11 protein-coding genes are annotated in these 13,795 nt (G+C 37.2%); 5 read left to right on the plus strand and 6 right to left on the minus strand.

Annotated features, from left to right (window positions below):
- Positions 1-479: 479 nt before the first annotated feature.
- From H6F47_RS23925 to H6F47_RS23935, 3 genes are all read right to left on the minus strand, one after another.
- Positions 480-2,048: a metallophosphoesterase gene (locus tag H6F47_RS23925; RefSeq protein ID WP_096566955.1), complete on the minus strand. Its 1,569-nt coding sequence runs from the start codon at positions 2,046-2,048 to the stop codon at positions 480-482.
- 162 nt (positions 2,049-2,210) lie between these two features.
- Entirely contained in the window at positions 2,211-3,449 is a 1,239-nt protein-coding gene (locus H6F47_RS23930; RefSeq protein ID WP_190651318.1) for a damage-control phosphatase ARMT1 family protein, read from the minus strand.
- Between the two features lie 537 nt (positions 3,450-3,986).
- Positions 3,987-4,571: a Uma2 family endonuclease gene (locus tag H6F47_RS23935; RefSeq protein WP_190651320.1), complete on the minus strand. Its 585-nt coding sequence runs from the start codon at positions 4,569-4,571 to the stop codon at positions 3,987-3,989.
- A 250-nt stretch (positions 4,572-4,821) separates the two neighbouring features.
- Here H6F47_RS23935 and H6F47_RS23940 point away from each other — a divergent pair, with 250 nt between their 5' ends.
- The 3 genes from H6F47_RS23940 (at position 4,822) to H6F47_RS23950 (ending at position 8,114) form a co-directional block, all read left to right on the plus strand.
- The gene (locus H6F47_RS23940; RefSeq protein ID WP_190651321.1) at positions 4,822-5,958 is read left to right on the plus strand and encodes an amidohydrolase family protein; all 1,137 of its coding nucleotides are present in this window, start codon (positions 4,822-4,824) and stop codon (positions 5,956-5,958) included.
- 132 nt (positions 5,959-6,090) lie between these two features.
- On the plus strand, positions 6,091-7,350 hold the full coding sequence (locus tag H6F47_RS23945) for an ATP-binding protein (protein ID WP_096566947.1): 1,260 nt from the start codon (positions 6,091-6,093) through the stop codon (positions 7,348-7,350).
- Between the two features lie 11 nt (positions 7,351-7,361).
- Positions 7,362-8,114, plus strand: a complete 753-nt coding sequence (locus H6F47_RS23950) for a hypothetical protein (RefSeq protein ID WP_242027484.1) — start codon at positions 7,362-7,364, stop codon at positions 8,112-8,114.
- Between the two features lie 9 nt (positions 8,115-8,123).
- On the opposite strand, the gene murJ is transcribed toward H6F47_RS23950, so the two are convergent.
- Together murJ and H6F47_RS23960 are read right to left on the minus strand one after the other, a co-directional pair.
- Entirely contained in the window at positions 8,124-9,734 is a 1,611-nt protein-coding gene (murJ, locus tag H6F47_RS23955) for a murein biosynthesis integral membrane protein MurJ (RefSeq protein ID WP_190651323.1), read from the minus strand.
- Between the two features lie 158 nt (positions 9,735-9,892).
- Positions 9,893-10,399, minus strand: coding sequence for a pentapeptide repeat-containing protein (locus H6F47_RS23960; RefSeq protein ID WP_190348383.1), 507 nt, complete (start codon positions 10,397-10,399; stop codon positions 9,893-9,895).
- Positions 10,400-10,593: 194 nt separating this feature from the next.
- On the opposite strand from H6F47_RS23960, the gene H6F47_RS23965 reads away from it, so the two are divergent.
- A complete protein-coding gene (locus H6F47_RS23965) occupies positions 10,594-10,860 on the plus strand; it encodes a hypothetical protein (protein WP_190651325.1) in 267 nt (88 codons plus the stop codon).
- On the opposite strand, the gene H6F47_RS23970 is transcribed toward H6F47_RS23965, so the two are convergent.
- Complete coding sequence (locus H6F47_RS23970) at positions 10,788-12,308, minus strand: LCP family protein (protein WP_190651327.1); 1,521 nt, start codon at positions 12,306-12,308, stop codon at positions 10,788-10,790. The two genes, H6F47_RS23965 and H6F47_RS23970, sit on opposite strands and share 73 nt — an antisense overlap.
- A 264-nt stretch (positions 12,309-12,572) precedes the next feature.
- On the opposite strand from H6F47_RS23970, the gene H6F47_RS23975 reads away from it, so the two are divergent.
- Complete coding sequence (locus H6F47_RS23975; protein ID WP_096566935.1) at positions 12,573-13,637, plus strand: mannose-1-phosphate guanylyltransferase; 1,065 nt, start codon at positions 12,573-12,575, stop codon at positions 13,635-13,637.
- The last annotated feature ends 158 nt before the right edge of the window (positions 13,638-13,795 follow it).

A 13,795-nucleotide genomic window follows, 5' to 3' on the forward strand; every position in this document is an offset into this window, starting at 1 on the left:
GAATAAACCTAAAACCTTGATGTATCAAAGGTTAGAGGCTGATAAACACAGAAATTAGTGCAAGGGTTTTGAAGGGTATACCGGAAAAAGTGTGCATTTTTGGGGATTTCAAGAGATGGCAAAGAAATTTTCCAATCTCCTCCTGACTCCTGACTCCTGTACGGGCGAAGCATTCGGAAAATAGCCTTTTCATAAAATTGATAATTTGTCGTCCGAATGCTTCGCCCCTACGACTCCTGACTCCTGACTCCTGACTCCTATACCCTCACGGAAAGACTTTCTCAGCAACCCCTAATTACAGCAGTCCTAATTACAGCAGTTTTGAGGTTGTGAGTAATATTCCCAACTTAGCAACCCAACTTAGCAACAGGATGAGTAAACTGTTACACAGCTAAATTGTATAATCCTAACATTCTGAACTCTTGTTTAACAGGCAAGATGCCTGTTCCACTTATACAAATTAAATGCACAACAGCTTATTAAATTACAATAGGTTCTAATTGGCGATCGCACCATTTTCCCTCTACTTGCTCTGTAACTAATGGTGTAATAATAAACTTAGCCGGAAAACCTTCTTTCACATCCACCCGCAAGCAGGAATAAGGTTTTTTCATCTCTGAACCGTAACCACTGCGTCCCACATACAGCAAAGACTCGGCAACTTTATGAGTAGAATTACTATTACCATCGGTAAAACTTTCTACTAATTCCGTTCCTTCTTGTCGTTGGCGACGGGGACGGCGACCACTGCCACCACAAACTATATAATTAATGTGTGAATCGGCATATCCTGTATCCACCGTCCGCAGATATTCCAAACAGTGCGCGTGGCCATTGAAAACCACATCCACAAGCGGTCTACCTTGATTTATATTACCTAAAGCCGCCGCAACTTGTTCCAATACCCCCCGCAACCGATGACGCACGGCTAAAGTTTGTCCTTGATGCCACTTGGTAGCTTCTGTTACATAAGGAGGATGATGAAAGAATATCACCCGTCCCCTCACTTCTGAATTTTGCCAAGATGCAATTAATCTATCTTTTAACCAGTCAAGCTGTTCAAGATCCACATCTGCACTGGTATGAATTTCTAATTGTTTTTCAATATCAAGCTTGACTTCATTAAGTTGGTCTACCTTAGCACCCAAATCAGCCAGTAGTTCTGATTCTTCGGGATTTTCGGAGTTAAGTTTATCACACTCTGCCAAAATTTCTAACTCTTCTTGTTCCAACTTTTGACGACGCTGTAACAACTCCCGACGTATATCTCCCGCTTGGTTTTCTGGTAGCGGTTCTGGGGTATTAAAAGTATTAGAATCAAGGGCAAAAAAGTCAATTCCCCCATAGTTAAATGTATAATACCTATTAGGTAATCGGGTGAATTGTCCCGGTTGGTAACGCAAACAGCGTCCTGTATTACTTTTAGCAGTGTAATATTTATCTAAATGATATTCTAATTCATGGGGAGAAATAGCAGCTAAATAATCAATAAAAGCTCTTGAATAAGCATCACCTTGATTTGAACCATGCCAACCGATTTCAATATCTTTGTAAAGCAACATCCGCCGCAAAGGTAAAGTCGAACCAGTAATTAAACGATAGAACCAAGGCACATCATAATAGTCATGATTGCCTAAAACTGGCAAAATTGGTAACTTAAAAACCATCTGGTCATAAGCAATACTTTCGGGGTTTTCACCACCTACCAAAAATTCGCGGTAAGGTTCAATAAAATTAGGCGGATAATACTCACGAGAACCCACCACATAAACAACATCACCGGTATGCAAAATAAAACGGCAATCATCACTATGATTTAACATCATTTCCGCAACTTGACGCTGAGGATGAGAACCATAATGAGACTTAGTACCGCTATCACCGATTACCATAAAAGAGAAATTTTGATTTTTCTCCCTGCCATTATCATCTAAAATCATGGCAGTTTGGTCAATTCCTCGTTGCTGAATACTGGGATGCTGCGATCGCACCCTTTGGTTCATTTTTTGGATTTTTACCGGAACTGATGGTTCAGAAATTAATTTCATAGCTTTTTGGAAATTACCCTTGCTATATATAAATAGTGTATATCAAACAATATCTAAAATCCAAGGAGGTGATGAAGTAGTGCTAATCGACATTTACAGTAAATATGAAAAAAATTCTCAGTTTGATCTACTGTGTAAAGTTCTCTTTAATGTGGAATTTCTTCAGATTCCTAAATCTACCAACTGAATAACCCCCCATTGTCCATTTGTTAACCACTGAGGATCTAATATTGCTAATTCCTCTAAAACTTCAGCTTTTAAACCTGCTGCTACTTCTGATTTTAAGGTACGTAACGCTAACATTGGTGCAGGTAAATAAGCCACTATATCTGCAAAGTTTGTAGTATAATCCCAGTAGACATCTCCCAACAAACGCCGATAATTAGCATCACCTTTAACAACTATTAAATTCGACTTTGCTAACTCATCTTTCAGTGATTGGGGAATTTGCCAAAATGGTAAAGGTGAAGTCCAACAATAATCTTCTGTTAAAATCAATTTACCTGAATCAAGATTTTTACTTAATCTTTGTACAAATGATTTAACATCAGGATGACTACCTGCTGCTAAAAAATCTTTGGTTGCATACACATCTTTAATCATTGCATCCGATACAAAAGTGGGATGGGGTTTCAAATGTAAATAAACCTGATTTGCAAAACCACTACCCAAGAGAAAATCAACTAAACATAAATCACAAATTAATTCAAAACCTGCATTATCAACTACAAAATCAATGCGGTTATTTTCCGATTTAGCTAATAGCTTACTAACTGCAAATGAATCATCTACCAAAATGTTATTTAATTGAGTTTGAATATCAAAATTACTTCTGTTATCTTCAAAAGCTGACCATAAACTTAAATCAACTCTATTTCCCCATAATGCGAAATACAATAAGGCAATCAGAGAAGATTTACTAGGTTTACCTGCTTTCTTTGATTCATTTAACCATTGTTGTACTTGAGTACATAAAGAAATAATAGCATCAATAGCAGCTTCTAAACCTTGTTCTTTTTGTAGTAAAAATGGATCAACACCTTGCCATTCTCCGTGTTGAAAGTAATTAGTAATATTGAGAATAAGACGGTAAAAATAAGTTTCCGCAAAAAACCAAGGTACATCTACCCAACGTTGATTTTTATAAGGTTCTAGATATTTCTCCCAGTCGTGAAAATCTGCACCTGTGTCATTTTTTAAAGGTTGTAAATATCCGTTGGGAAGTTCTGCTGCTAATTTTTCCAAGTTTTGATTTATCTCAGTGGTAAACTTATTTTCTTGAATGACACGACGGGCAATATTTGGCATTCTTTGAGTTACGGTAAACTCAGTAAAAGAACCAATTTCAGAACCTACAAGGGGTGATGGTAAGGGTAAATTGGGAAGTTGAAAATTATTCATTATAAATATATATTTTTTACGTTGTAGTCATTCTCAGAGGTTGTTTGAACAGTCATGATTGATGTATCAAATATTTTTTACCCCTCCCTAACCCCTCACAAGGGTAGGTATTTTACATTGTCGTCAGGGCAAGACTTGGAGGACAAGGCAGACAAGGTGACAAGGGAGGAAATACGTACCAATAATATACAATTGGTAACAAAAACTGAGGCTCAACAGACCTTGTTTTGTAGAAAATCTTCCTTGTCTACAATACCTCCTTGTCTTCCTAGTCCTGCCTTAACAGATAATATTAAAAACCTACCCCTGTGAGGGGATTAAGGGGGGTAAAAATGTGATTAAAATCACGAAATACCACTTTTAAAACATCCTCTCAACCTAATTTATCAGAAATACTAGATTTTGTATAGATCAGGACTTACGCAAAAGGGAACGAAAGTAGGGGTAATACCCTTCGGGAAGCAAGCTACATGAATTACCCCTACGCAAGAATAAGGTTTTCAGTCACATCTTGCGTAAGTCCTATAGATTAATTATTTATTCATCAACACTTTTCTGAAAATCAACCTGTTCATATAAATCCTGAAAATCAATTTGAAAATCTAGATTTTGCAGTGTTAAAGTATCTGATTCAGATTCCAATTCTGTAAATATCCATTTCCCATCATCTGTTTTTACATAGTGCATGACATGATATTGATATTGATTGATTAAAATATATTCTTTAAATTCAGGAATTGAGCGATAATAAAGAAACTTATCACCTTGGTCATAATTGCTAGTTGATTTAGATAAAACTTCAGCAATTAATAAAGGATTCATCACAGTAGTTGTATTTGCATTTTGATAAATAGGTTCACCTTTAATTAGCATCACATCAGGGTATGTATATTGACGATAACGGGGTATCCACAACCTGACATCACCAATATAAACATCATAATTTTGCTTTTTTAATCCGTATTTTAAAGCAGCAGCAAAATTCAGGGCAATTTTATTATGATTTGTTGTTCCTCCTGCTATTGGTATAATCTCTCCATCACGGTATTCGTTTTTATATTCTGCTTTCTCTTCCAGTTCTAGATATTCTTCTGGTGTATAGGTTCGGGTTTGTGTTTGCATAAAATATAATATTGTTAGCTTATTGTTAACTATCATTCAAGTATAACAAGATTATCCAAATATTTCCCAAATATACCAGATTTTAAGTATATTTATTTGCAAATTTTTATCAAAAATAGTTAAATATTTTAACTTCATGTTTGGAAAGATCGATATTAAATGTAAAATTAATCCAATGTCAGAAACTGTAAAAAGCTGACACAGAAACCCAGATACCTGAATACTTACATCTCAAAAATCTTAACCATCCATGAATCTCTCGGAAATTCCCCTCATTGAACAACACGCCCATAACATATTAAAATCAGAAGTAGCTGCAAATTATCCCTTTGCAGCCGCTTTTACAGAAGGTTATGATCCAGAAATAGTAAATTATCACGCTAAACATACCTTATTTTACCGCCGCAGTTTACGAGAAATTGCTACATTATTAAACTGTGAACCCGAAGAAACAGCAATTTTAGCACATCGGCAAAATTTAGGACTAGAAAATTTAACCAGAATATATTTTGAAGCTGCTAACTTAGAAGCAATATATTTAGATGATGGTTTAACCCCGGAAAATATCTTACCAATTTCTTGGCATCAACAATTTACCACGGTCAAAAGAATTTTACGCTTAGAATTATTAGCGGAAAAACTACTTTCACAAATTGACGAATTTCACACTTTTGTCAATGCTTTTATCAAAGAAATTGATCCTCCATCCCCTGACATTGTAGCGTTTAAAAGTATCGCCTGTTATCGTAGTGGGTTAGATATTCGACCTGTTGCACCTGCGGTTGCTGCTGTGCATTTTTATGATTTTAAAAAACTACAGAAAAAAAATGATCTGCCTTTACGATTAAATGATAAACAATTAATAGATTTTATTTTACAACAATCGTTGATAGTTGCTGCTAAATATAAAATACCTGTACAATTACACACTGGTTTAGGAGATCCAGATTTAGATTTAAGATTAGCAAATCCTTTAAATTTACGATATTTGATAGAATGTCCTCAATATAAAAACGCGCCTTTAGTTTTGCTTCATGCTTCCTATCCTTACATGAGAGAAGCGGGATATTTAGCATCAATGTATCCCCAGGTTTATCTAGATTTTGGTTTAGCAGTTCCTTTTTTAAGTGTAGCCGGAATGCGAAATACAATTAGGCAACTTTTGGAATTAATCCCTACCACAAAATTAATGTATTCATCTGATGCTCATTCTATCCCCGAATTGTATTATTTAGGTGCAAAATGGGGTCGTCAATTGTTAGGAGAAGTATTAGATCAGGCAATTAAAGATACAGATATTACTGTTAAAGAAGCGGAGGAAATAGGATTGGGAATTTTACGTGAGAATGCTTTAAGTTTGTATGGACAGAGGTTAAAGGGGGAATAAAATACTATAGCTGATTGGGAATTTTGTCATAAAGGAGTTGAAGATTGGATATAAAAATTACAGACTATTTTGCTGACATAGTAAAAATTTGCGTAAATAATGTAAAATTATAGTTGTTACGGGAAAATAATTATGTTCACGCAAGTAACACTTAAAAACTTTAAAACCCATAAGCTGACTACTATAGAGCTTCATCCAGTCACCTTATTGATTGGTAATAATAATTCAGGTAAGTCTAATCTTCTAGCAGGTATACAGCATTTTTGTAGTCTTGTCAGAAGAGGCCGCCCTGGAAATGCTAATGCTAAAAAAACAGTTAATGTCCACAGAGACTTATATGCTCATCGTTATAGACTAGCTGATGGCGAACCAATGGAATTTAAAATTGCTTGGAATAACTCCAAAGGCAGTATTATTTATGAAATAGAATTGCATGAGAATAAAAATTTTCCAGAATCTGCTAGTTGCAAAGAAAAAATAACAATTAAACTAGATAATAATGATGAAAAGATAATTGTAAGTGGATATGATCAGCCAACTAATTTAATTGCTTTAAGACAAAATATTGAAGATAACACATCTTTGCAAGCAGCAGAAAAAAAACTATGTAGAGATTTTTTTGGTGATTTTGCAAACACATATAGTTATCACTTCCAACCAGCTTTTCTTAAAGGTCTAGTTAAAGATGATCAAATTCATGATATTGATGATGCTCAGGATGAAAGAGACAAGAGTGATTTTATTAAAATTCCGTCTGAATTAGGTAGTACAGGTCGTGGACTACAAGCAGTTATTAAATATATCAAAGAAAAAGAAGAACGCACATTTACAAGATTTACTGCTTTGATGAGGCGATTTGATCATAACTTTCAAGGAGTTCGTTATAATGATAAAATTTCAAAACTTGTGTGGAATTTCGATCTTGGACAAAATACAATTGTACAAGAATTTCCACCAGATGCGGTTTCAGATGGATTCATGAAAGCAGCAGCTATTAGTCTTCTTGCTTCTCTTTATAGAACACCAAGTTTGATTCTTTTAGAAGAAATTGAAAATGGTGTAAATCCGGGAAATATTCAAGAATTAATGCGTTGGATTTGGCAAATGACATCTCCAACTTCAGAAGGTTTTACATCTCAATTTATCATTACTTCCCATAGTCCCTCTGTTTTACGCGAATTTCATAATCATTTAGATCATGTTTATACTGTGCGGCTAGAAAAACGGAATAGAAAGAGTGATGTCAGAAATCTCAATACATCTCTAGATACACTTGTAGGTATAGGTACTGTAGAAGGTGAAATTATAGAGGATGAAACTACAGGTAAAAAGATAGTTGAGATACCAAAATATAAGTTAGCAGAACTGTGGTATGAAGGGACAATTGGTTAATCAGGTGGGTAATGAGGAAAAATGTGATGTTAGCAAGAAATATAGGTATTATCGGAGATGGAGCGACTGATATAGCAATTTTTAAAAAAATCTCTGAGTGTATTTTATCTGATGAAGACCAAAACAATGTAACTCTTAACTATATTGAGTTAAACAGACAAACTATTCATGATGCAGTAGATAAATATTGTCGAGAAGCTGATAAAATTAAAGATAGCTGCTACCTAACAGGTAAAGAAGCCTTAGCTTTGAAAAATTCAGTTACAAGAACTATTTTTGGTGCTTTTTCAGACTTTGAAAGTGAACTGGGACTAATTTCTAATCGAGACATTATTTTAGTGACTGCTGATAGTGAACATACATTTTCCCATCCTGATGACTACTTCAAAGATTGGAGAGTTAGTATTTCTAAAATATTAGTAAGTAGTGTAGAAGAATTTTATCGAGCGAAAGTAAGAGAAGGTTATATACACGAATATCTACCTGTAGTAATTCCATTTGTTGTTTTTCCTTCTACAGAAATATTACTAGCTGCTGCTAAAATAGATTCTCAAATATTCATTAAATCAGCTTATGGTAAAAAACCAAGAGAATTGAAACAATTACTTTATGGTACTACTGAACTGCAAACTATAACCGATGAAGACTTTAATAAAAAAGCATTAGATTTCATCAATTTAGAAAGTATAGGTAGAATTTTTCAGAATGTGCCAGAATTTCGTACTTTTATGCAAACTTTATCTCTCGGTAAATATAGCATCTAAAAATCAACCCTACCTCTTCAAAAACTTCTGCCGCATCTTCACCACAAAACTATTAACCTCCGGTATCCTCATCATCCCCGCAATAACCGCAAACACCCCAATTCCCACTGCACCAGAAACACATAACTCAACTATTAAAACAACTAACCCCTTATTTCCTAACACCTGCTGACAAGCAACCAAAGTCCCATAACTCGCAAAACCAGCAACGAAACTACCCGCAGTTAAACCGAAAATTGGTAAACTCCATTCCCGTAAAGGTAAACCATTTAATTTTCTATTTAATAACCACAACAACATTAAAATTGAACTACAATTTACACCTACTGTAGCTAACACCAAACCAGGCGCACCAAAGGGTTTAACTAAAATAAAATCTAAAATTGCATTCAATAAAATATTAAACGTGCTAATTTTAAAAGGTGTTTGTCCATCACCTAAAGCATAAAATACCCTCACCAAAACATCACGCCCTAAATAAACAAACATCCCAATTCCATAAGCTATTAATAAGGAGGAAACTAACTGGGTTGCTTCTTGTTTAAATGCTCCCCGTTGATAAACTACCTGCACTATTGGTTCAGATAAAGCTATCATCAACGCCCCTAAAGGTAGCATTGTCACCGCAGTTAATAACAGTCCTTGACGAATGCGTAATTTTAAATCTGGCCAGTTTTCTGGTTCTGCTAATTTAGCAAATATTGGTAATAAAGGCAATAAAATAATATTAGAAATAATCCCTAACGGAGTTTGTACTAATAAATTGGCATAGTTAAAACCTGCGGCTGCGCCTTTAATGGGACTGGCAAAAAATAAATCTGTCGCTACATTTATCGGCATCATTCCCGAAGAAATTGTTGCCGGTGTCATGATTTTAATTACTTCTTGAACTGCGGGAGATTTAAAATCAAATCTTAGTTTCAATGTTCCTAAACCTAACCGCCATTGCACAATTAACTGGACTATCCATTGTAAAATTGCCCCGGCTAAAGTGCCAATTGCTAAAACTATTCCCCCAATAAATGCAAATTCTGGCTGAATTATTTCCTTACCATATTGTAAAGCTAAAATACCAATACCAATAACAACGGTAACGCTAGATAATAAAGGACTAATTGATAATAACCAATATTGATTTGCTGCGTTGAGAGTACCGAAACCAATGCCAATTAAACCGGAAAATAACGCCATTGGGGACATTATTTGTAATTGACGAATGGCAATTTCTCTAGTGTTAGGTTCTAAACCATAACCAACTATATCAATTATTGGTTCTGCTAAAAAAATCTGAGCAATTGTGACTATTAATAATAACCCACCTACTAAGGTTGTGACTGTTTCTACTAAAGGCGCTGCTTCTTCTTTTTTCCGCTTGGCTAAAACGCTGATAATAGCACTATGTAAAGGACCATTGACACCACCAAGTAGTATTAATAAAAAACCGGGGATAATGTAGGCGTAACTGTAAGCAGTAGCAGCAGCACCGACACCAAAAGCAGCAGCGATCGCCTGTTGTCTAATTAAACCAAATACTTTACTAATTAAGGTTGCTGCGGCAACTATACCAGCAATACCAGCAAATGAATGAGAGGGTTTTTGATCTTGTTGTTGTTCAGTCACGAATATCAGTTATCAATTATTAATTAAAATAATATACTTTGAGTTTACATAATTAGGACGGGCAAGATGCCCATCCCACAAAATGTTTATTTTTTAATAATCAGCAGGTTCAATTTTCAACAGATGATTACTGTTACCTGTCACCTGTCACCTGTGACCTACCTACACCCCAAACTATCTCGTGTAGCCACACCAGTTACAGGGTTAACACCATCAGCCCGTTCACACAATAATGAAACCTGATAACGGTCAATCAAAGCGTCTGTAAAATCAGCCCCAGTGATATCCGCATCATAAAAGCGGCTACGGGTTAAAGTGGCTGCTGTAAAAATAGCGTTCTTGAGATTAGCACCATCCAACGTCACGCGATCAACTAAAGCACCGGTTAAATTAGCATCTTGTAAATTTGCCTTTAATAAGACACCTTTAGTTAACATGGCATTAGTTAAATTTGCCCCTTGAAAATTTGCCCCACGCATTTCCGCAGCTACGAAATTGACTCCTGATAAATCCGTGTGAGAAAAGTCACGATTTTCTAAAGAAGCGTTGTTATAGTTAATAGTATTAATTTGGGCGATCGCAGGTTTAGGATTAATCATTATCCACAACCAAGCTAAAAGCAAAATCAACAGTAAACTTAATAATCTCCACAAATTTTTTTTCATAACTTTAATAATCATTATTTGTAGTTATTTGTAGTTATTTGTAGTTATTTGTAGGGTTTTAGCATTACTAAACCCTTACCTCTTTTTCTCTCGTTCCCAGTCTCAGACTGGGAATGCCATCATAGAGGCTCTGCCTCTACTTTGTCTACTTTCATATCAGGCAGAGCCTGATAAAATTCATTCCCATACAGAGTATGGGAACGAGAAAATCACCTCTTCACCAGTCCCCAGTCACCAGTCCCCAATCACCAGTCCCCAGTCCCCAGTCACCAGTCCCCAGTCCCCAGTCCCCAGTCCCCAGTCACCAGTCCCCAGTCCCCAGTCCCCAGTCCCCAGTCCCCAGTCCCCAGTCACCAGTCCCCAGTCCCCAGTCCCCAGTCCCCAGTCCTTATTTCCAATCTTTACCAATGCGAATTGTCAAATCAGCACCTAAATCACCCTTTGCAGAAACTTCAACTTGACCTAAGCCTAGAATTTCTTGCAGTTCCGCCCCTGGGTGTGGATTTCCTTTTTGGGAAATGATCTGAGTTTGCCGCAAAGTATCAGGCCAATCGGGAATTGTGTAAATATTAGCAAAACCTTTGGATTTGAGATAGCTAATAACTTGTTCTGTTAATTGAGGTTGATTGGAAGCATTTTGAATAGCAATTTTGAGGCGAGAAACTGGACGGGAATCTGATTTTAAACCAGGTATATCCACCCCAACATAATCATTCAATAAGCTTTGTTGTCCAGTCAAATTCAACCAGTAACTATCTGGGTCTTTACTAAACTTACTAAACGTACCAGGTAGCATGGACATTTGAAAATTATCCCGTTCTACATTCACAGAAAAATTAGCCAAAGCCATCATTTCTTCCATTTTCAGGTTAGTGTCAAAATACTTCCGCATAATGCGAGTAATTTGAGGCAACCTGGGTAAAACGGTGGGACTATTTAAACGTTGAACTAAAGCAGTTATTAGTGCTTGTTGTCGTTGCACTCTTGGCAGATCCCCGATATTTGATTCCCGAAAACGAGCAAAAAGTTCTGCTTGTTCACCGTTAAGAGTTTGCCAACCGCTAACCAAATTCATCGACAAACCACCAGCATTGTCTTGATAATTCATCCCTTGGGGTACAAATACATCTACCCCACCCAACTGATCAACTAATTGCCGCAAACCGCTAGTAGAAATGCGAATATAGCGATCTATGGGAGCATTGCTTAAAGTCCGACTAACTACCCGTGCAGCTAATACTGGACCACCTTTAGCATTTGCTTCTGAAACCTTGGTTAATCCCTCATCTGGGAGGGCGATCATTGTCCCTCTGGGAATGGAAAGCACACGAATAGATTTATCACTAGGATTTAACCGAATTAATAACATCGTATCGCTGCTACCAGCAAAACTTTCTGGAGAACCGTCAACAGTACCCTTCACTGGTTCAATGCCCATGACTAAAATATTCATGGGTTTTGATAGTTGGTACTGAGAAAGTTTATTCCATAAATCCCCAGGTACTTTTACCTGATCTTTACTGGTAGTAGATCCAAAATCATCATCTTTGGCTTGCTCTAAATTACTCCAGAGGGGAGTCCATAACGCCAAAGTTGACACCAATAAACCTGATAAAATAATACCAATAACAAAAGTTAATATCCACAATAGCCAGCGGGGCATTGTTAACCCTAAGCGATCGTAGAGTTCATTAGGGATAGCACCTACTGACTCAACGACTTGACGTGGATTATTTATTGACTGTGTTACTGGCTGTTTTGGTTGAACCTCTGTCCCTGATCTTGGTACTAGGGTAGGTATGACCTGATTTTCTACCCTTTGAAATTGTTGCGGTTGTGCCTCTTGATCTAAACCTGTTGTTTGTTGAGGTATAACTTGATTTTTGGACCATTGAACTTGTTTTATCACAATTGTCTCCCCACTCAACCACTCCCTAAAGGTATGTTAATGCAAGCTACAAATTCTTGTTGCTAGAGTTAGAGCTATCTATGCAGATTTTAGATTTTAGATTTTAGACTGTTGATTTTTAGATTTTGTTCTTGTCATCACCCTCGTATTTGCCACTAAGTTATAAATCTAAAATTCCCCAACACTCAGATTGATCAGTGAAGATTATCCCAAATTGAATGAATGTACACTTAATATTGTTAAGCAGTAAGTGTATATAACAACATGAGTCATTCATTGATCCCTGTTATTTTGGCGGGTGGTAAAGGTGAGCGTTTTTGGCCTCTTAGTCGCCGGGACAGACCTAAGCAATTTTTAAGTCTCGATGGCAGTTCTAAAAGCTTACTACAAGCCACCGCTGATCGACTGCTAACACTCGCAGGTGGTTGGGATCACCTGTGGGTGATTACTTCTAGCCAAATAGCTCAAGGAGTACGACAACAACTACCCGATCTGCCAGAGCAAAATTTGCTGATTGAATCAGAGGGTAGGGATACAGCAGCCGCCGTTGCTTGGACTAGTTTGGAAATTAACAAGCGTTACGGAGAAGACGCTGTTATTGGCTTTTTCCCCGCTGATCACTGGATTGCTGATCAAAAGGTATTTGCAAATACCTTGAGTGCTGCTACCCAGTTAGCGACTAGCACAGCAGCGATTGTCACTTTGGGGATCAAGCCTACTTTCCCGTCCACGGGTTACGGCTACATTGAACAAGGTGAAAAGATTGGTAGCTTTAATGAGTTGCCAGCTTATCACGTTCACCGCTTTACTGAAAAGCCCAACCGGGAAACGGCTGAGAATTTTTTAGCAACGGGTCGGTTTAGCTGGAATAGCGGTATGTTCGTGTTTCGGGCTGGGGTGGTTCTCAAAGAACTCCATACCCATGCCCCAGAAATTATCCGACCTTTAGAACAACAAGGACCCGATGTTTACCCTCAGTTGCCTAAAAAGAGTATAGATTATGCCCTGATGGAAAAGACAAGTCTAGCTTATGTTTTGCCAGTGGAATTTGGTTGGGATGATCTGGGTGACTGGAATGCCATCGAACGCCTACTGAAAACAGAGGATAATCCTAATGTGGAATTAGCTACCCATGTAGGGCTAGACACCCAAGGCGCTATTGTTTATGCTTCTAATCCAGATGATGTGGTAGTGACGATTGGGTTGGAGGATGTGGTGATTGTGCGCGATCGCAATGTTACCCTAATAGTAAACAAGGAACGCACTCAAGAAATTAAACAGATCCTCAAAACCCTGCAAAGTGATCCCCGATTTACTGACTTGCTGTAAAAGTTAAAACTGTTGGTAGATACTCACAATCATTGTTTTTAATTATAACTGGTGATTAGGGATTGGTGACTGGTGACTGGTGACTGGGGACTGGGGACTGGGGACTGGGGACTGGGGACTGGGGACTGGGGACTGGGGACTGGGGACTGGGGACTGGG

It is taken from the genome of Sphaerospermopsis sp. FACHB-1094 (assembly GCF_014696195.1).
Classification (GTDB): Bacteria; Cyanobacteriota; Cyanobacteriia; order Cyanobacteriales; family Nostocaceae; genus Sphaerospermopsis; species Sphaerospermopsis kisseleviana.